14 protein-coding genes and 1 pseudogene are annotated in these 19,257 nt (G+C 70.3%); 10 read left to right on the top strand and 5 right to left on the bottom strand.

The genetic code is table 11. From position 1 onward, the window contains the following. Nucleotides 1–154: 154 nt before the first annotated feature. On the bottom strand, nucleotides 155–2,503 hold the full coding sequence (gene treY, locus ACIHFB_RS18915; RefSeq protein WP_400127385.1) for a malto-oligosyltrehalose synthase: 2,349 nt from the start codon (nucleotides 2,501–2,503) through the stop codon (nucleotides 155–157). A 108-nt stretch (nucleotides 2,504–2,611) separates the two neighbouring features. Here treY and ACIHFB_RS18910 point away from each other — a divergent pair, with 108 nt between their 5' ends. Continuing rightward, on the top strand, nucleotides 2,612–2,821 hold the full coding sequence (locus ACIHFB_RS18910; protein WP_400127384.1) for a hypothetical protein: 210 nt from the start codon (nucleotides 2,612–2,614) through the stop codon (nucleotides 2,819–2,821). Here ACIHFB_RS18910 and glgX read toward each other — a convergent pair. After that, complete coding sequence (gene glgX / locus ACIHFB_RS18905; protein WP_365274621.1) at nucleotides 2,818–4,926, bottom strand: glycogen debranching protein GlgX; 2,109 nt, start codon at nucleotides 4,924–4,926, stop codon at nucleotides 2,818–2,820. The genes ACIHFB_RS18910 and glgX overlap by 4 nt on opposite strands. Nucleotides 4,927–5,119: 193 nt before the next feature. Here glgX and ACIHFB_RS18900 point away from each other — a divergent pair, with 193 nt between their 5' ends. The 4 genes from ACIHFB_RS18900 to ACIHFB_RS18885 all read left to right on the top strand — a co-directional run bounded on the left by ACIHFB_RS18900 (nucleotide 5,120) and on the right by ACIHFB_RS18885 (nucleotide 9,505). Next, the gene (locus ACIHFB_RS18900; protein WP_365274619.1) at nucleotides 5,120–5,935 is read left to right on the top strand and encodes a Tat pathway signal sequence domain protein; all 816 of its coding nucleotides are present in this window, start codon (nucleotides 5,120–5,122) and stop codon (nucleotides 5,933–5,935) included. A gap of 55 nt (nucleotides 5,936–5,990) precedes the next feature. Next, nucleotides 5,991–7,337, top strand: coding sequence for a copper amine oxidase (locus ACIHFB_RS18895; RefSeq protein ID WP_365274616.1), 1,347 nt, complete (start codon nucleotides 5,991–5,993; stop codon nucleotides 7,335–7,337). A 102-nt stretch (nucleotides 7,338–7,439) separates the two neighbouring features. Beyond that, complete coding sequence (locus ACIHFB_RS18890) at nucleotides 7,440–8,678, top strand: SAV2148 family HEPN domain-containing protein (RefSeq protein ID WP_365274613.1); 1,239 nt, start codon at nucleotides 7,440–7,442, stop codon at nucleotides 8,676–8,678. Nucleotides 8,679–8,782: 104 nt separating this feature from the next. Further along, complete coding sequence (locus ACIHFB_RS18885; RefSeq protein WP_365274610.1) at nucleotides 8,783–9,505, top strand: 3'-5' exonuclease; 723 nt, start codon at nucleotides 8,783–8,785, stop codon at nucleotides 9,503–9,505. Between the two features lie 130 nt (nucleotides 9,506–9,635). On the opposite strand, the gene ACIHFB_RS18880 is transcribed toward ACIHFB_RS18885, so the two are convergent. Next, a complete protein-coding gene (locus ACIHFB_RS18880; RefSeq protein ID WP_400127383.1) occupies nucleotides 9,636–10,499 on the bottom strand; it encodes a phosphotransferase in 864 nt (287 codons plus the stop codon). Between the two features lie 171 nt (nucleotides 10,500–10,670). Between ACIHFB_RS18880 and ACIHFB_RS18875 the strand changes: the two genes are divergently transcribed. The 4 genes and pseudogenes from ACIHFB_RS18875 (at nucleotide 10,671) to mgt (ending at nucleotide 15,020) form a co-directional block, all read left to right on the top strand. Then, entirely contained in the window at nucleotides 10,671–11,606 is a 936-nt protein-coding gene (locus ACIHFB_RS18875; RefSeq protein WP_365274604.1) for a sugar ABC transporter permease, read from the top strand. Beyond that, entirely contained in the window at nucleotides 11,603–12,436 is an 834-nt protein-coding gene (locus ACIHFB_RS18870; protein ID WP_365274601.1) for a carbohydrate ABC transporter permease, read from the top strand. The genes ACIHFB_RS18875 and ACIHFB_RS18870 overlap by 4 nt, the downstream gene beginning before the upstream one ends. A 41-nt stretch (nucleotides 12,437–12,477) precedes the next feature. Continuing rightward, nucleotides 12,478–13,764 (top strand): sugar ABC transporter substrate-binding protein, encoded by a 1,287-nt coding sequence (locus ACIHFB_RS18865; protein WP_365274598.1) that lies wholly within the window; start codon nucleotides 12,478–12,480, stop codon nucleotides 13,762–13,764. A gap of 22 nt (nucleotides 13,765–13,786) precedes the next feature. After that, nucleotides 13,787–15,020 (top strand): annotated as a pseudogene (mgt, locus tag ACIHFB_RS18860) (macrolide-inactivating glycosyltransferase). A gap of 78 nt (nucleotides 15,021–15,098) precedes the next feature. On the opposite strand, the gene ACIHFB_RS18855 reads toward mgt, so the two are convergent. Continuing rightward, the gene (locus tag ACIHFB_RS18855) at nucleotides 15,099–17,351 is read right to left on the bottom strand and encodes an MMPL family transporter (RefSeq protein ID WP_365274596.1); all 2,253 of its coding nucleotides are present in this window, start codon (nucleotides 17,349–17,351) and stop codon (nucleotides 15,099–15,101) included. A 392-nt stretch (nucleotides 17,352–17,743) separates the two neighbouring features. Between ACIHFB_RS18855 and ACIHFB_RS18850 the strand changes: the two genes are divergently transcribed. Then, nucleotides 17,744–18,292: a DUF1697 domain-containing protein gene (locus tag ACIHFB_RS18850; RefSeq protein WP_365275128.1), complete on the top strand. Its 549-nt coding sequence runs from the start codon at nucleotides 17,744–17,746 to the stop codon at nucleotides 18,290–18,292. 105 nt (nucleotides 18,293–18,397) lie between these two features. On the opposite strand, the gene ACIHFB_RS18845 is transcribed toward ACIHFB_RS18850, so the two are convergent. Then, the gene (locus tag ACIHFB_RS18845) at nucleotides 18,398–19,237 is read right to left on the bottom strand and encodes an aldo/keto reductase (protein WP_365274593.1); all 840 of its coding nucleotides are present in this window, start codon (nucleotides 19,235–19,237) and stop codon (nucleotides 18,398–18,400) included. Between the last annotated feature and the right edge of the window lie 20 nt (nucleotides 19,238–19,257).

Here is a 19,257-nt window from a genome sequence, read left to right as displayed (position 1 = left end):
GCGCTCACCGCAGCGACTCTCCGCCGCCCATCTGGAATTCACCCGAATGGGTGTATGGCGGCGGGCTGCGGCGGCCGGCTCGGGCACGGAGGGCTCGCCCGGACGCAGCCGCCCCGGCTTGCCGCCGTACAGGGCGGCCCGCGAGCCCTCGGCTCTAGCCGACCCCCTCCAGCAGCACCACCGGCAGCCGCTCGAAGAGTTCATCCACGCGCGCGTGCCCCGTGAACTCCCGTTCCGGAGCCAGCACATCGGTCCACCGGCCCGGCGGAAGCGGCAGCAGTGTGTCGCGCCAGCCGCCCGCCTCCGTGAGCCGTAGCGACAAGCGGGTCACGGCGGTCACCACCTCGCCGGATCGCACGAACGCCACACAGTGCGCCGCCCCCGGACCCTCCGCGGGCAGCGGCGCGTACGTCGCGGAGTCCCCGAAGACGTCGGCACGCCGCCGGCGCAGCCGCAGGGCCGCCGCGCTCACCTCGGCCTTGTCGCCGGGATCGTCCGGCGGGAAGGAGACCGGCCGCCGGTTGTCCGGGTCCACCAGGGCCCGGTACTCGCTCTCCGTGCCCTGGTACAGGTCCGGCACGCCGGGCATGGTCAGCTGGACCAGGGCGGTGCCCAGCACGTTCGCCCGGATGTGGGGCTCCAGCGCGGCGCGGAAGTCGGTCACCTGTCCGCCCGGCGCCCCGCACGGCCCCGCCGCCACGAACGCGGCCACCGCGTCCTCGTACGGCGGCTCCTGCTCCGTCCAGCTCGTGTACAGCCCGGCCTCGCGCACATGCTTGAGCAGCGCCCCCTGGACACGGTCAGCGTCCGCCGGGCCGAGTCCGAACACGGTCTGCCAGGCCACCCACGCCAGCTGCGCGTCGGGGACGCCGTCGCCGGTGCGGGTCACCTCCGCCAGGACGTCCGCCCAGCGTTGCGGGGACTCGGTGAGCACGGCCAGCGCGGCCCGTACGTCGGCGCTGCGCTTGGTGTCGTGCGTCGACACGACGGTCCCGGTCGCCGGCCAGTCGCGCTGCACGCGCGCGCAGTAGGCGTGGAAGTCCTCCGGTGACACGGCCGGGCTGCCCGGGTTCCCGCCCACCTCGGTGGCCGACAGCAGCGGCACGTAGCGGTAGAACGCCGTGTCCTCCACGGACTTCGCACGCAGCGCGGACGCGGTCTGTGCGAACCGTGCCCGGAACTCGGCGTGCCCGGGCCCGTCACCCGCCCGCCCGAGCACCAGGTCGCGCACGACGTCGACGGCGCCCGCCTCCTCGGGGACGACGAAGGCCTGCCGGGCCTCGGCAGCGGCCTCCTCGTGGACGACGGACGCGGCGTCGCCGGACTCGTACGGCCGATAGACCTCGAGGCGGACCAGGAGCTCCTGGAGGGCGGTGCGCAGCGCCCAGGGAGCCCGGTCGCGCAGCGCGGCGTCCGGCGACGCGTCGCACAGGCGGCCCGCGTCCCGGGTCAGCCGCTCGACCTCGGCGGCCAGCTCATGCGTGAGCACCTTGTACGCCGCCCGTCGCACGGTGGCCTCCCACTGGCCGCCACGGTCGGTCTGGGGGGCCGCGAACCGCCGGTACTGGCCGAGGAGTTCCCCGAACCCCGCCGGATCCGTGAAGAGGCCGTCCACGTGCCGCAGGGCGTCGTAGCCGGTGGTGCCCGCCACCGGCCAGGAGGCGGGAAGGTGCTCACCGTCCGACAGGATCTTCTCGACCACCGTCCAGCGGCCGCCGGTCGCCTCGTTCAGGCGCCGCAGATACCCGTCGGGGTCGGCGAGTCCGTCGGGGTGGTCGATGCGCAGCCCGTCGAGCACGCCTTCGTGGAGCAGCTGAAGGATCTTGGCATGGGTGGCCTCGAAGACCTCCGGGTCCTCCACCCGCACTCCGATGAGCTCCGAGATGCTGAAGAACCGCCGGTAGTTCAGCTCCGTACGGGCCAGCCGCCACCACACCGGGCGGTACCACTGCGCGTCCAGGAGCTGCGGCAGCGGCAGCTCCTCGGTGCCCTCGCGCAGCGGGAACACGTGGTCGTAGTAGCGCAGGACGTCGCCCTCGACCGCCAGGGCGTCGAGCTCCGCGCCGAGCGGATGCCCGAGCACCGGCAGCAGCATCCGGCCGCCCCGTGCCTCCCAGTCGATGTCGAACCAGCGCGCGTACGGCGACTTGGGGCCCTCCCGGAGCACCTCCCACAGGGCGTGATTGTGGCGCGGGGCCATCGCCATGTGGTTCGGCACGATGTCCGCCACCAGTCCGAGACCGTGCTCCCGCGCGGTGCGCGCCAGCGCGCGCAGCCCGTCCTCGCCGCCCAGTTCACCGCGCACGCGCGCGTGGTCCACGACGTCGTAGCCGTGTGCGGAGCCCGGGACGGCCTCCAGGACGGGGGACAGATGCAGGTGCGAGACGCCGAGCGAGGCCAGGTACGGTACGGCAGCCGCGGCGGCCTCGAACGGGAAGTCGGGCTGGAGCTGCAACCGGTAGGTGGCCGTGGGCACCACCGGGTCAGGACGCTCAGGTGTCATGGAAACCTACGTACCCGCCCTGCCCTCTTTCGTGTCATCGCCCGGTGCAGGTTGCCACGCGCGTGTGCCTGGTTTCGAGCGAAGACGACCACGCTCGCACCAGGACAGGTGGCCTGCGCCCCGCTGGTGGGACGGCTCGCCGAGCCGGCCCTGGTCGGCCCGGTCGCCGTACTGGCCCATCCGGAGTACGGCCACCGCGGCGCGGCCGCACTCGCCGGCGCGACGCCGCTGACGGCGCGCCCGGCACCGTACGCCGTGCGCGCCGAGAGCAACCGCCACGCGCGCGTGCCCGGCGAGAAGGCGAACACGTCCTCCTAGACGGGCCGTTGCAACACCGTCATGCTCCGGTCCACCAGCGTCAGCCGGTCCCCGGCCTGCACCTTCGCGTCCGGGTCCGGTGGGACGCCGTCCGGGCGGGCGGTGTCGACGATCACCTGCCACTGCCGGCCGTGGTTGACCGGCACCACGAAGTCCAGTGACTTGTGGGAGGCGTTGAACATCAGCAGGAACGAGTCGTCGGCGATGCGTTCACCGCGCGATCCCGGCTCCGAGATCGCGTTGCCGTTGAGGAACGCCGTGAGTGCCGACGCCTGCGCCGAGTCCCAGTCGCGCTGGGTCATCTCCTTGCCCTCGGGGGTGAACCACGCGATGTCCGACAGCTCGTCGTGGGTGCCCTCCACGGGCCGTCCGTGGAAGAAGCGCCGCCTGCGGAAGACCGGATGGTCCTTGCGCAGCCACACCATCGCGCGCGTGAAGTCCAGCAGTTCACTGCCGTCCTCGGGCCACGCGACCCAGGCCAGCTCACTGTCCTGACAGTAGGCGTTGTTGTTGCCGCGCTGGGTGCGCGCGAACTCGTCGCCGTGGCTGATCATCGGCACGCCCTGGGACAGCATCAGCGTCGCGACGAAGTTCCGCATCTGACGCTGCCGCAGCTCAAGGACGCCCGGGTCGTCGGTCTCGCCCTCCGCCCCGCAGTTCCAGGACCGGTTGTGGCTCTCGCCGTCCCGGTTGTCCTCGCCGTTGGCCTGGTTGTGCTTGTCGTTGTAGGACACCAGATCGTGCAGGGTGAACCCGTCGTGGCAGGTCACGAAGTTGATGGAGGCCAGGGGCCGCCGACCGTCGTCCTGGTAGAGGTCGGACGAGCCGGTCAGCCGGGAGGCGAACTCCGCCAGCGTGCGCGGCTCGCCCCGCCAGACATCACGGACCGTGTCGCGGTACTTGCCGTTCCACTCGGTCCACAGCGGAGGGAAGTTGCCCACCTGGTAGCCGCCCTCGCCCACGTCCCACGGCTCGGCGATCAGCTTCACCTGCGAGACCACCGGGTCCTGCTGGACCAGGTCGAAGAACGACGACAGCCGGTCCACCTCGTGGAACTGCCGGGCCAGCGTCGCCGCGAGGTCGAAGCGGAAGCCGTCGACGTGCATCTCGGTGACCCAGTAGCGCAGCGAGTCCATGATCAGCTGAAGCACGTGCGGGGAGCGCATCAGCAGGGAGTTGCCGGTGCCCGTGGTGTCCATGTAGTAGCGCGGGTCGTCCGCCAGCCGGTAGTACTGCGGATTGTCCAGACCCCGGAAGGACAGCGTCGGGCCCAGATGGTTGCCCTCCGCCGTGTGGTTGTAGACCACGTCCAGGATGACCTCGATGCCGGCCTCGTGCAGCGCCCGCACCGCCGACTTGAACTCCAGGACCTGCTGGCCGCGGTCGCCCCAGGAGGCGTACGCGTTGTGCGGGGCGAAGAAGCCGATCGTGTTGTAGCCCCAGTAGTTGTTCAGACCCATGTCCACCAGACGGTGGTCGTTCACGAACTGGTGGACCGGCATCAGCTCCAGCGCGGTGACGCCCAGCTCGGTGAGATGCTCGATGACCGCCGGATGCGCCAGGGCCGCGTAGGTGCCGCGCAGCTCCTCCGGCAGCCCCGGGTGCCGCATCGTCAGGCCCTTGACGTGCGCCTCGTAGATCACCGTGTGGTGGTACTCGGTGCGCGGCCGCCGGTCGTCTCCCCAGTCGAAGTACGGGTTGACCACGACCGACGACATGGTGCGCGGTGCCGAGTCCAGGTCGTTGCGCTTGTCGGGGGCTCCGAAGTGGTAGCCGTACACCTCCTCGCCCCACTCGATGGAACCGCTGATCGCGCGCGCGTACGGGTCGAGCAGCAGCTTCGCGGAGTTGCAGCGCAGACCGCGCTCGGGGGCGTACGGGCCGTGCACACGGAATCCGTACCGCTGCCCCGGCATGACGCCCGGCACGTACGCGTGCCGCACGAACGCGTCGCTCTCCCGCAGTTCCACCGCCGTCTCCGAGCCGTCGTCGTGCAGCAGACACAGCTCTACTCGGTCCGCGGCCTCCGTGAAGACCGCGAAGTTGGTCCCGGCGCCGTCGTACGTGGCACCGAGTGGATACGCCTCTCCAGGCCAGACCTGCATGGATACGACTCTTTCAGGTGTGCCCCGCCGTCGGGGGCGCCTTGGACCCGAGTCTCCCCGAAAGTGAGGGAACCTCCTATGACTTACGTCCCTCTTACCGAGCGACCAGTGCAGACGCGGGTATGCCAAGCAAGGGCGTACCAGTGGGGCAAACACGTACTCCCGGGATTCCAGGGGGAGTAGGGGGATCAACGTGCGCAATGCAGTGCACCGCCATCTGGGCAAGGTGGTGGCCGGTGCGGCCATCGCGGTGGCCGGGACCGCCGCGATGGTCGCGGTGACCCTGCCGGGCACGGCGGGGGCCGACGACTCGGGAGGGAACAAGGCGGGCGCTCAGCAGGCCGCCCAGGGGCAGGGACAGGGGCAGGCCGATGTCCGGCCCGGGGTCGTGGAGGAGGCACCGGCCCAGGGGGACAAGGGCACGGGCCGGGACCCGCTCACCGACGACGAGATGAAGCGGGTCGAGCGGCTCGCGGTCAGTCCGCAGCTGTTCAACTCCAGCGAGAACGCCGAGGGGAAGCGCGGCCCGCAGCGGCTGAGTGTCGACCTGGCCGAGCCGGAGGCCGGCGAGGTGGACGACCCCGACGCGCCCCGACGCGCGGACGTGACGTTCTACGACTACAAGGACGACACGCTCGTCACCAGGACCGTCAACCTCGACACCGGGAAGGTCGAGCAGACCGGCACGCAGCACGGGGTGCAGCCGCCGCTGAGCCGTGCCGAGCTGTCCGAGGCCGCACAGCTTCTGATCGACGACCCGCTGGGCGCGGGCCTGAAGGCCGACTACAAGGACGCCGTCGACAAGGAGCTGACCTCGCCGGACCAGCTGCTGCTCGCCGGCGCGGTGTACCGGGCCGTTCCGGGCGGGCAGCCCGCCGTACTCGACCAGTGCGGCGAGCACCGCTGTGTGCGGCTGTTCCCCAAGATCAAGAACGGCTCCTGGATCGACGCCCGCTCCCTCGTGATCGACCTGAGCGCCCGCAAGGTCGCCGCGCTCAGCCGCGACTGACCCGCCCTGCGTTCACTTTCCACCTCTGTTCTTCCTGTAAGGGAGTCCTTTCTTCATGCACGTGCAGAGTTTTGTTGGCGGCCTCCGGCCGCGGAGAATCAGCCGTGCCCGCCGGACGGGGGCCGTGGGCCTGTCGCTGGCCGCGCTGGCCGCCGGCGTCACGACCGCCGCGGGACCGGCCACCGCACAGCCGAAGACCGCTGCCGCGGCGGCCGCGGACTGCAGTGCCGCGTACCGCATCGAGCAGAAGCTCTCGGGCGGTACGACCTGGCGGATGTGCTGGCGCTACGACAAATACGCCGGGCTCGTCCTGGAGAAGATCTCCTATCAGCCCAAGGGCGAGACCAAGCCGATCAAGGTCCTCAACAGCGGCAGGCTCGGGCAGATACATGTCCCCTACGACGACGGAAGCGTCGAGTACGACGACCTGACGGGCTTCGGCTTCGCCCAGGGGCTCATGAACCTGGCGCCCGGCGAGTGCCCCGGCGGCACCATCAAGACGGTCAAGGTCCCGGACTCCTTCGATCCGCAGCAGCCGAACGTCAAGGGCCTGTGCACCACCACCCGTTCCCGCGGCCACGCCTACCGTATGCAGGGCGACAGCGCGACCAAGGTCTACCAGGCCCAGGGCAAGGACCTCCTCGTCTACACGGTCAACCAGGTCGGCTGGTACGAGTACATGACCGAGTGGCGCTTCCAGGACGACGGCACGGTCAACATGAACGTCGGCGCGACCGGCAGCCTCTCCTACGAGGACTACGACGCCGGCGACGGACGCGGCTGGCCCATCGGCAAGGGTGATCAGGCGAAGGCCACCAGCCACAGCCACAACGTCTTCTGGCGGCTCGACTTCGGGCTCGACGGTTCCTCCAAGAACGGGATCGAGCAGTACGACTCGGCCGTCACCGCCCCCGGCGCCGGTCAGCAGGCCCCGAGCACCAAGACCACCCGCACCAAGGTCACCAAGGAACTCGCGGGCGACGCCAAGAACTACCGCTGGTGGCGGGTGGTCAGCGCGACCGGCAAGAACAAGGACCAGCACCCGAGGTCGTACGAGATCGTCCCCGGCGTCAGCACCAAGTACCCGGGGCGCAGCTTCACCAAGCACGACCTGTACTTCACCCAGTACAACAAGTGCGAGCAGTTCGCCAGCAACAACACGGGCAACTGCGGTACGGGAGCGGGCAAGTCCGTCGACAAGTGGGTGGGCGGCCAGGACCTCACGCACCCGATCGTCTGGATGAACGTCGGCTTCCACCACATCGCCCGGGACGAGGACCAGCAGCCCATGCCGGTCCACTGGCAGGGTTTCTCCATCGCCCCCAGGGACGTCACGGCCATGAATCCGCTCACTCCCGCCGAGCTCGGGTGGCAGAACGGCCACTGGCGGCCGCGCAGTTGAGAAACGGTCCGTCCATCCTGCTGCACCGCCGACCACTCCCGGAGTACCCTTCCTTGATCGTTGAGACGGGGAGTGCTCGGGGGAGCGGAAGGCGGTGCGCGGGTGGGCTCGGGAGGGCTGGAGTTGCCCCCTGGTGACGAGGGTCACGAGGGGAACTCCGCAGACGTCCCGCCCGGCACGGTGTCCCTGGCCCGGCCGATGGACACGGGTTCCATCGGGCCGGAGCTGGACTGGGACGCCGACGCATGGCGTGAGGTGCGTACGCGCGCCCAGCGAGCCGGCCGGGCCTACATCTGGCTGAATCTCGTCGAACAGCGGTTGCGCGCGGTCGTGGCCGCTGTTCTGCGTCCCATCTACGAACCCGTCCACGGCGACGAGTGGGTGGTCGCCGCGGCCGGCCCCGCCGGGCAGGAGTGGGTGCAGCGCGCGGTCGCCGTACGCGAAGTCAGCCGCCGCAAGGGCTATTTGCTCGACCCGGCCGACGACAACGTGCTCAGCTTCCTCACCCTGCCGCAGCTGCGCGAGCTGATGGTGCAGCACTGGCCGTGCTTCGAGCCCTACTTCGACGAGCGCCGGGACGTCGAACTCGCCCTGGACGAGCTGGAGGTCACCCGGAACGTCGTCTCCCGCAACCGGGCGCTGTCCGAGGCCGTCCTCAACCAGGCCGAGCGGGCCTCCGCCCGTCTCCTGGAGATACTCGGCACGGGCGGCGACGTCCCGTCCGCGCGCCGGCTGCCCGTCGACGCGGTCGAGGACCTCGTCGGCGACCGGTACGCGGATGTCGTCGCCGTGCACCCCGACCGGGTGCGGCTGATGCGGCAGTTCCCCGCCGAGGACATCTTCGGCGGCGCCCGCCGTCTCGACGCCGTCGGTATCGGCCTCAACCTGCTCGTGCAGAACTTCTCCGGGCGCCGGCTGGTCCGGCTGGCCGAGTCGGGCTGCCGGGTTCGGCTGCTGTTCCTCAACCCCGCCTCCAGCGCGGTGAAGCGCCGCGAGCGCGAACTCGGCATCAAGCGGGGCGAGTTGAGCCGCGCGGTCGAGATGAACATCCTGCACATGCGGCGGGTGCGGTCCAGGCTGCGGGACCCGGGCGCCTTCGAGATCCAGGTCTACGACGAGACGCCGCGCTTCACGGCCTACCTGGTCGACGGCGACGGCTCGGACGGGATCGCGGTCGTGCAGTCCTATCTGCGGCGGGCGCGGGGCATGGAGGCGCCGGTGCTGGTGCTGCGCAACGGCAACAAGGTGGTCAAGCCGGGCGAAGTGGATGAGAGCGGACTGTTCCCGACGTATCGCGAGGAGTTCGAGCTGGCTTGGGCGGATTCGCGGCCGGTGTCCTGACAAGTCCCCCGCCGGGTAAGCGGAATGCGGTCCTCTGATTGTCAGTGGCACATGGGATCGTGGAGACATCTGGGGGAAAGCACCACCGAGAAGGGGGGCCAGGCATGGGCTGGCACCGAGAGCTGCTGATCGGCTTCGACCTGGAGACGACGGGCACGGACCCGCGCGAGGCGCGGATCGTCACAGCGGCCGTGATCGAGGTCAGGGCCGGGCAGCCGATGGGGCGCCGGGAGTGGCTGGCGGATCCGGGAGTGGAGATCCCGGCGGACGCCGTGGCGGTCCACGGCATCAGCAATGAGCGCGCGGCCGCCGAGGGCCGGCCGGCCGACCAGGTCGCGGACGCCATCGCGGACGTCCTGGTGACGTACTGGAAGACGGGCGTCCCGGTCGTCGCCTACAACGCCGCCTTCGACCTGAGCCTGCTCGCCGCCGAGCTGCGGCGCCACGGCCTGCCGTCGCTGCGTGACCGACTGGGCGGCCGCGACCCCGCCCCGGTCATCGACCCGTACACCATCGACCGGTCCGTCGACCGCTACCGCCGCGGCAAGCGCAACCTGGAAGCGGTCTGCTCGGAGTACGGAGTCGCACTCGACTCCGCCCACGACGCCATGGCCGACGCCCTCGCCGCGGCCGAACTGGCCTGCGCGATAGCCGAGCGCCACCCCAAGGTCGCATCCCTCGGCCCGGCGGAACTGCACCGTCGCCAGATCGAGTGGTTCGCGGAACGGGCGGCGGACTTCCAGGACTTCCTGCGCCGCAAGGGAGATACGACCGCGGTGATCGACGGCAGCTGGCCGCTGCGGGAGCCCGCGGACGAGCCGGTTTGAGTCGCCGTGCTCCGGAAGCGCCCCAAGGGGGCGCGGGGCTGCATCGATATGCGGCTCCGCCGCGTGGGCGCGACCAGCCGCATAGGGCCCGTAGCCGCCCGACAACGACAGGCCCCCGACCAACAGGCGCTCAGAACGGATACCAGCGCACCGACTCGTCCCCGTCCCGCAGTGACGCCACCCGGCGTTCGAACTCGCCCCGGGCCTTGGGATTGGTCGGTGCGTGCTGGGCGACCCACGCGCAGCTCGCCGTCTCGCGGGCCCCGCGCAGCACCGAGCAGCCCGACCACTCGCTCACATCCCAGCCGTACGCCTCGGTGAACGCGTCATAGGCCGCCGCGGGCAACCCGTAGCGGTCGCGGGAGAGGGCCATGACCACCAGGTCGTGCTCGCGCAGATCGGCGGAGAAGGTCTCCAGGTCGACCAGGACCGGACCGTCCGGCCCGATGTGCACATTGCGGGGCAGTGCGTCGCCGTGGATCGGGCCGGGCGGCAGCTGCGGGGTGAGGGCGGAGGCCGCCGCCGCGAAGCCGTCGCGGCGCTCGCGCAGATAGGTCGCGTCCGCAGGGTCGATCGCGTCGCCGGCGAGCCGCAGCCAGCGTTCCACACCGCCCAGCAGCTCGCGGGGCGGCAGTTCGAAGGAGGGGGAGGGCAGGGCGTGGACGACCCGTAGCAGTTCGGCCAAATCCCGCGGCTCCGCGGGCCGTACCCGATCGGGCAGCCGGTGCCACAGGGTCACCGGATGCCCTTCGACCAGCCGCGCCTCGGGCTCGGCGGCGCGCACCGCCGGCACGGCCGCAGCGTCGAGCCAGAGCGCGATGTCCAGTTCCCGCCGGGCCCGGTCCAGGAGTTCGGCGTCCCGGCCCACCTTGACGACCAGGTCACCGGCGGCGAACACGGCGTTCTCACCCAGGGCGAGCAACCGCGCGTCCCGTGCCGGGACGGGCAGCACCCCTGCCGCGGCCAGTACGTCCCGCGCCCGTGCCTCGTCCATCGTCCGCCTCCGTGTGATCCCTGTGCGTGTGCATACGGCGTCACCTTCCCGCCATCCGCCGGTCAGTGTCGCATTCGCACAGGTCGCGCCGGGCGCACGGTGTCTTGACGCCACCGATCGCCTTCACGACCATGACGGGGCCCGTTCGAGCCGCGCAAAGGGGTTGATTCCGTGACATTGGTGACCGAGGTGAGAGGGGCGGCGAAACGCGCGCCGACCACCGGCCGGGAACACCGGGCCGACGGCCACGGTGCCTGGTTCCTGGTGCTGCCCGCGCTGATCCCGATCCTCGTGCTGAGCGTCGGACCGCTGCTGTACGGAATCCTGCTGGCGTTCACCGACGCCCAGTCGGGCCGCACCGAGCCCACCGAGTGGATCGGCACGCTCAACTTCCGTGACCTGCTGCACGACACGCTGTTCTGGGACTCGTTCCGGATCGGGCTGGTCTGGGCCGTCGGCGTGACCGTGCCGCAGTTCCTGCTCGCCCTCGGTCTCGCCCTGCTGCTCAATCAGGAGCTGCGCCTGAGATGGCTGGCCCGCGCCCTCGCCATCATCCCGTGGGCGATGCCCGAGGTGGTCGTCGGCGTGATGTGGCGGCTCGTCTACAACCCGGACGCGGGCATCCTCAACGAAACCCTGCGCGACCTCGGCCTCGGCGACGGACGCGACTGGCTCAGCGGCCTGGCGACCGCCCTGCCCGCTGTGATCGTCGTCGGCGTCTGGGCGGGCATGCCGCAGACGACGGTGGCCCTGCTCGCCGGACTTCAGAACACCCCGCGCGAACTCCACGAGGCGGCGGCGATGGACGGCGCGGGCGCCTGGCGCCGGTTCCGTACGGTCACCTGGCCCGCCCTCAGACCGGTCGCGCTCGCCATTACGGCGCTCAACTTCATCTGGAACTTCAACTCGTTCGCGCTGGTCTACGTGCTGACCAGCGGCGGACCCGGCGGCCGCACCCGCCTGCCCATGCTGTTCGCCTACGAAGAGGCCTTCCGCTACGGGCAGTTCGGCTACGCGGCAGCGATGGGATGCGTGATGGTGGCGGTGATCTCGGTGCTCCTCGCCGTCTTCCTCGTCGGCCGACTGAGGGGAGAGCGGGACACATGAGGACCAGCCCAACAGCCCGCGCGGGCCAGTACGTCGCGCTGCTCGCCTATCTCGTCTTCCTCGCCTTCCCCTTCCTCTGGCTGATCTCCACCGCCTTCAAACCGCCACGCGAGCTGGGCAGCCTGCACCCCACCTGGATCCCGGACAATCCCACCCTGGCCAACTTCCGCCAGGCCTTCGACGAACAGCCGCTGCTGCACGCCGCGCTCAACTCCCTTGTCGCGGCGCTCGGGGCCGCGGTGATCGCCGTACTGATCGCGACACCGATGGCGTACGTCATGGCCCGGCACCGCACCCGGCTCGCCCAGGCCGCGACCGGCTGGGTGGTCGTCAGCCAGGCTTTCCCGATCGTGCTGGTGATCATCCCGCTGTTCCTGGTGCTGAAGAACCTGCGGCTGATCAACTCCGTGCCCGGACTGGTCATGGTGTACGTCGTGTGGGCGCTGCCCTTCGCGCTGTGGATGCTCGTCGGGTACGTACGCGCGGTGCCGGCCGAATTGGAGGAGGCGGCTGCCGTCGACGGCGCCGGGCGGCTGCGCACCCTCGTCTCGGTGACCGCGCCGCTGCTCGCGCCGGGGATCGTGGCGACGGCGCTGTTCGCGTTCATCACCGCGTGGAACGAGTTCTTCTTCGCGCTGGTGCTGCTCAAGACGCCGGAGAAGCAGACCCTGCCGGTCGTGCTCACCCACTTCATCGGCGCGGAGGGCGTCGCCGACCTCGGCCCGCTGGCCGCCGCCGCGTTCCTCGCCACCCTGCCCTCACTGGTCGTCTTCGCGATCATCCAGCGACGGATCACGGGCGGCATGCTCACCGGGGCGGTGAAGAGCTGATGCGAACCCCATGGAGCGGAATGCGGAACCCCTGGAGCCGAATGAGGCCCCGATGGATTCTCACCCTCGGCCTCGTCCTGACCCTGCTGCTCACCGGCTGCACCGGCGGCGACGACAGGGCCGAGGACGGCCGCATCACGCTGCGCTTCCAGTCCCTCGCCTGGCAGGAGGAGTCCGTCGCCGCCAACAAGGAGCTGGTGGAGCAGTGGAACGCGTCCCATCCCGACGTCAAGGTCGAGTACGTACAGGGAAGTTGGGACAGCGTGCACGACCAGCTGCTCACCTCCTTCGAGGGCGGTGAGGCGCCGGACATCATCCACGACGCCTCGGACGACCTCGCCGACTTCGCGTACGGCGGCTATCTGGCCGACCTGACCGATCTGCTGCCCCAGCGGCTGAAGTCCGACATCCCGCAGCGCAGTTGGCGGACGACGACCTTCGGCGACGGGATCTACGGAGTGCCGTTCCTCCAGGAGCCACGCGTGCTCATCGCCAACGCCGAATGGCTGAAGAAGTCGGGGGTGCGCATCCCCACGCCCGAAGAGCCCTGGAGCTGGGCCGAGTTCCGCCAGGTCACCGAGGAGCTGAGCGGCGACGGGAAGTACGGGGTGGCCTGGCCGCTCAAGGAGCCCGTCTCCGCCACGCTCAACCTGTCGCTTTCGGCCGGCGGGCAGCTGTTCCACCGGGACGCCGAAGGCAAGGTCACCGTGCGTTTCGAAGCGGCCGACCAGGTGGTGCCGGACACCGTTCACGAGCAGGTCAACACCGACCGCAGCGCCTCGCCCACGACCCTCGGCAGCGGCGGCTCGGACACCCTGCCCGGGTTCTTCGGCGGGAAGTACGCGATGGTCCCGCTCGGCTTCTCGTACCGTCAGCAGATCGTGCAGCAGGCACCCGAGGGCTTCGACTGGCAGGTGCTGCCCGCCCCCGCGGGGGCCGACGGGCTCGCCCAGGGGGTCAGTCCGCAGACACTGTCCGTCGCCGAGGACAGCCCGCACAAGAAGCAGGCCGCCGAGTTCATCGACTTCCTGCTCCGGCCGGAGAACATGGTCCGGCTGGCGCTGGGCGACTGGATGCTCCCCACCGGCACACAGGCCCTGAAGGACCCGGCCCTGCACACGACCGAGCACGACTGGGCCACCGGCACCGCCCTCGCCGCCCACCTCCGCTCGGCACCCGCACAGTCCGTCCGGGGTTACCCCGAGTGGAAGGACAAGGTGGCCACCCCGGCGTTCCAGGAGTACTACAGCGGGGCGATAGGACCGGACGAGCTGCGGGAGCGGCTGGAGGAGGACGGAAACCTGGTGCTGGCGCGCTATCAGCGGTGAAGCACAACGGGCCCTATACAGGTTGCACGAGACGTATCGTCTCGCATACGGTCGACGGCATGACCACTCGCGCCCACATCGCCATGTTCTCCATCGCCGCCCACGGCCACGTGAACCCGAGCCTCGAGGTGATCCGCGAGCTCGTCGCCCGCGGACACCGGGTGACCTACGCGATCCCCCCGGTGTTCGCCGAGAAGGTCGCCGAGACCGGCGCCGAGCCCAAGGTGTGGAACTCGACGCTGCCCTCGCCCGACGACGACCCGGAGGCGTGGGGGAGCACCCTGCTGGACAACGTCGAGCCGTTCCTCGACGACGCGATCCAGGCGCTGCCGCAGCTGATCGCGGCGTACGAGGGCGACGAGCCGGACCTCGTGCTTCAGGACATCACCGCCTACCCGGCGCGCGTCCTCGCCCACCGCTGGGGGGTGCCCGCGATCTCGCTCTCGCCGAACCTCGTCGCCTGGGAGGGCTACGAGGAAGAGGTCGGCGAACCGATGTGGGAGGAACCGAAGAAGACCGAGCGGGGACGCGCCTACTACGCCAGGTTCCACAACTGGCTGGAGGAGAACGGGATCACCGAGCACCCCGACCCCTTCGTCGGCCGCCCCGCCCGCTCCCTCGTCCTCATCCCGAAGGCGCTTCAGCCCAATGCCGACCGGGTCGACGAGAGCGTGTACACGTTCGTCGGCGCCTGCCAGGGCGACCGCACCGCGGAGGGCGACTGGCAGCGGCCCGCCGGCGCCGAGAAGGTCGTGCTGGTGTCGCTCGGGTCGTCCTTCACCAAACAGCCGGCCTTCTATCGGGAGTGTGCCAAGGCGTTCGGTGAGCTGCCGGGCTGGCACCTGGTGCTCCAGATCGGCCGGCATGTCGACCCGGCGGAGCTGGGGGACGTACCGGCGAACGTGGAAGTACGGTCCTGGGTACCGCAGTTGGCGGTGCTCAGGCAGGCCGACCTGTTCGTCACCCACGCCGGGGCGGGCGGCAGCCAGGAGGGAATGGCGACGGCCACGCCGATGATCGCCGTACCGCAGATGGTGGACCAGTTCGGCAACGCGGACATGCTCCAGGCCCTGGGCGTCGCCCGCCGGCTCCCCACGGAGGAGGCGACCGCCGACGCCCTGCGCACCGTCGCCCTCGAGCTCGTCGACGACCCCGAGGTCGCCCGGCGGCTGAAGGACCTCCAGGCCGAGATGGCCCAGGAGGGCGGCACCCGGCGTGCGGTCGACCTCATCGAGGCGGAGCTGCCCCAGAAGTGAGCAAGCGAGGGCCCGTTGACTCCCCTGTGGTCAACGGGCCCTCTGTCAGCGGGAGTTCACACCCCCGCGGTCCTTGGGTCAGACCCTGATCCGCTCACCCTCGTCGTCCCGCGCCGCAGCTCCCCGCGTGACGGCCTCGGGCGCCTCGTCGTGCGTGAGGTCGGGCATCCGGTTCAGCCACTTCGGCAGATACCAGTTGCGCTCGCCCAGCAGCGCCATCACCGCCGGGAGCAGCACGCCCCGGATGATCGTCGCGTCGATGAGCACCGCGGCCGCGAGACCCACGCCCATCTGCTTCATGGACTGCATCGACAGCGTCCCGAAGATCGCGAACACGGCGACCATGATGACCGCGGCGCTGGTGACGACACCGGCCGTGGTGACCACACCGTGCTGGATCGCGTCCTTCGTCGTACGGCCGCGCAGCCGCGCCTCGCGGATCCGCGAGACCACGAACACGTGGTAGTCCATCGACAGGCCGAACAGGATCACGAAGAGGAACAGCGGCAGCCAGGTGATGATGGCGCCGACGCCCTCCGCACCCACCAGCGACGCGCCCCAGCCGTGCTGGAAGACGGCGACGAGGATGCCGTACGCCGCGCCCACCGACAGCAGGTTCAGCACGATCGAGGTGATCGCGATCGTCAGCGAGCGGAAGCACAGCAGCATCAGCAGGAAGGCGAAGACCACGACGAACGCGAAGACCGGGATGACCGCTCCGGCCAGCTGGTCGTTGAAGTCCTTCGAGCCGGCGACCTGTCCGGTGATCGGCGCCTCGACGCCGTCGACCTTGCCGAGCGTGGCAGGCCGCACGTCGTCGCGCAGCTTGTCCAGGCTCGCGCCCGCCTTGTCCAGGTCGGAGCCGCCGACCAGTGGGACGTAGACGAAGGCGACGTTCTGCGCGTCGTGCAGCTTGATCTCGACCGGGCCGCGCGAGGCGCCCGAACCGATGGCCTGCTCACGGAAGTCGGCGATCGCGGACCGCACTTCGGGAGCGTTGATGTCATCGGCCTTGACGACCACCTCGGCGGGCTCGGAGCCGCCGGGGAAGGCGTCGTTGACGCGGTTGTACGTCTGCACGATGGGCAGCGAGTCGCCGAACTCCTGGTCCAGTGTGAGGTTCTGTGTCTTCATGCCCACCGCCGGAGCCGTGATCGCCAGCAACGCACCGGCCGCCACGACGACGGAGACGACGGGCTTGGCGAGCACGCCCTTGAGAACGGCGGTCCAGAACCGGCTCTCGGAGCCGCCGCCCCGCCGCCGGCGGCGCAGGAACGGAATCCGGCCCTTCTCCACGCGCCCGCCCAGCAGGGAGAGAAGCGCGGGCAGGACGGTCACGGACCCGACCATGGCGACCGCCACGACCATCAGCGAGGCCAGGCCCATCGCCTCGAACTCGGCGAGTCCGGTGAACAGCATGCCCGCCATGGCCACGCACACCGTGACACCCGAGACGATGATCGCGCGCCCGCTGGTGGCGGCGGCCACCCGCAGCGCGGTCTGCGCGTCCCGGCCGGCCTCCCGCTCCTCGCGCTCACGGCGCAGATAGAACAGGCAGTAGTCGACACCGACGGCCAGACCGACCAGCAGCATCACGGAGTTGGCGGTCTCGCTCATCGGCATCACATGGCTGACGATGCCCATCAGGCCCATCGTGGCCATGATCGCGGTGATCGCCAGCAGCACCGGCAGCAGCGCCGCCACCAGCGCGCCGAAGGCGATGAGCAGGATGCCGAGGGCCACGGGCACCGCTGAGAACTCGGCCTTCTTGAAGTCGTCCCCGAAGGCGTCGTCGAACGTCTTGTTCATGCTGGCGCTGCCGATCTCCTCGATCCGCAGCGACCCGTGGTCCTTCTGGACGTCCTCGACGGCCTTCAGGACCGGCTCCACCCGCTCGCCCGCCGTCTCGGCGTCACCGCGCATGTCGAACTGCACGAGCGCGCTGCGGCCGTCCTTCGAGATCGTGTCCGTTTCGTACGGCGATGTCACGTCCGTGACCTCACCGGTCGCCTCGACCGCCTTGACCACGGACTCGACGGCGGCCCGGAAGTCGGAGTCGGTGGCCTTGACGCCGCCGTCCTTCGCCTGGACCAGGACGGTCTCACCGGCCGGCTCGTCGATCCCGGCGTCCTCGATGATCGTGGCGGCGGTGTGCGTCTCGCCCTTGAGCTGGTCGCTGTCCTTCACATCGACCCGGCCCGCCGCCGAGCCGAGCCCCATCGCCAGGACGACGAACAGCACCCAGATTCCGACGGCAGCCCATCGGTGCCGGGCGCTCCAGCCGCCGGCCCGCGCGGCGATGCCCCGCACCCGTATATCTCCGTTCCCCATGACGGGCTTGCCCCCTCGTCAGCGGTGCCGGCCCCCTGCCGTCACCTTTCGTTTCGAAGGTATGGGCCGGATAAACGCATCTCGTCGTGCTGCCCGGTGAGGTGCCGCGGCCGGGACTCATCCCCCCGGACCCCGACGTCTCCGCACTGGGGAGGACCGTGACCCCCTACATGTACCCGGGGTTCTCGGGGACGGGGACCAGGGTGTCCGCCCCCGGTCACCAGTCCTCCGCCCTGCCGTTCCCGCCCTTGCACAACCTGTTGAATAAGTCACAGGATCCTGTTGCGGTTGATCCCGCCCCGCCGATCGGCGAGAGTTTCGCGCAGTCCGCCTCCGCGCGGACGCGGCCGTCGTGCTCACCCCCACGGGGCACGACGGCCGCATAGGCTGAGCTGATGACGACGTATGCGGCGCTGCTGCGCGGAATCAATGTGGGGGGCAGCAGGAAGGTCCCGATGGCCGAGCTGCGCACACTCATGGAGGGCCTCGGCCACGACGCCGTACGCACCTATCTCCAGAGCGGCCAGGCCGTCTTCTCCAGCGGCCACGGCGACACGGAGTCGCTCGCCGCGGAGCTGACGCGGGCCATCGAGAAGCACTTCGGCTTCGGTGTCGACGTGATCGTGCGCGACCACGCCTACCTGAAGACGATCGCCGATGCCTGTCCCTTCCCGGCCGCCGATCTAGAGGCCAAACAACTCCACGTCACATACTTCTCCGCACCCATCGACGCAGAGCGCTTCGCCGAGATCGATCGGACCGCCTACCTCCCCGAGGAATTCCGGCTCGGTGACCGCGCGCTCTATCTCTACGCACCGAACGGCCTGGGCCGCTCCAAGCTCGCCGAACACCTGTCCAAGCCCCGGCTCAACAAGGGTGTGATCGCGACCAGCCGCAACTGGAACACGGTGGTCAAGCTCGTGGAGATGACCGGTGACTGAGCCGCAGGCGGCCGCGGAGACCGCGATCCGAACCGGTGTCCCGCAGCCCGATGGATGATCAGGTTCCGTACGACGCGGGCGAGTTCACCGGCTCGCGCGGAAGATTCAAGCCGATTCCGCCAGCCGGGCCAGATCGGACTCCGTCAGCCGTACGGCGCCGGCGTCGAGGTTCTCCTCCAAGTGTAGGAGGGAGCCGGTGCCCGGTGTCGGGCAGAGTGCGGGGGAGTGGTGCAGGAGCCAGGACAGGGCGATCTGGCCGGGTGTCGCACCGTGGGCGGCGGCGATCGGGGCGCACACCGGATGTGACGTCAACGACCCGTTGCCCAGCGGGAACCACGGCAGGAACGCGATCCCGCGGGTCTCGCACAGCTTCAGCAGCGGCTCACATGCGCGGTCGAGGAGGTTGTAGCGGTTCTGGACGGAGGCGATGTCGGTCAACTCCAGGGCCTGGGTGAGCTGTTGCACGGTGACCGTGTCCAGACCGATGTGGCGGATCTTGCCCTCGGCCCGCAACTCGTCGAGTGCACCGAGCTGTTCGGCCATGGGGACGTCCGGGTCGAGGCGGTGCAGCTGATACAGGCCGATGGTGTCGAGCCGCAGTCTGCGCAGGCTCGCCTCACACATCGCCCGCAGCTGCTCGGGTCGCCCCTCGATGTGCCAGGCGTCGGCGCCGGTGCGGACGACGCCGCCCTTCGTGGCGATCAACAGGCCCTCGGGATAGGGGTGCAGGGCCTCGGCGACCAGTTCCTCCGCGATCGAAGGGCCGTAGTTGTCCGCGGTGTCGATCAGCGTGACCCCGCGCTCGACCGCCCGTCGCAGGACCGCGGTCGCCTCCCGGGCGTCGCCGCGCGGGCCCCAGTAGCCGGGTCCGGTGAGCTGCGCGGTGCCGTAGCCGAGCCGCCGCACCGGTGCGGATCCGCCGATGACGAAACGTTCCTGGACCATTCGATGCAGATTACACACGG

This window comes from Streptomyces sp. NPDC051963, from assembly GCF_044593495.1.
GTDB lineage: Bacteria > Actinomycetota > Actinomycetes > Streptomycetales > Streptomycetaceae > Streptomyces.
Note: the sequence above shows the minus strand (reverse complement) of the source record. Positions and strands in the feature narration are given on the sequence as shown.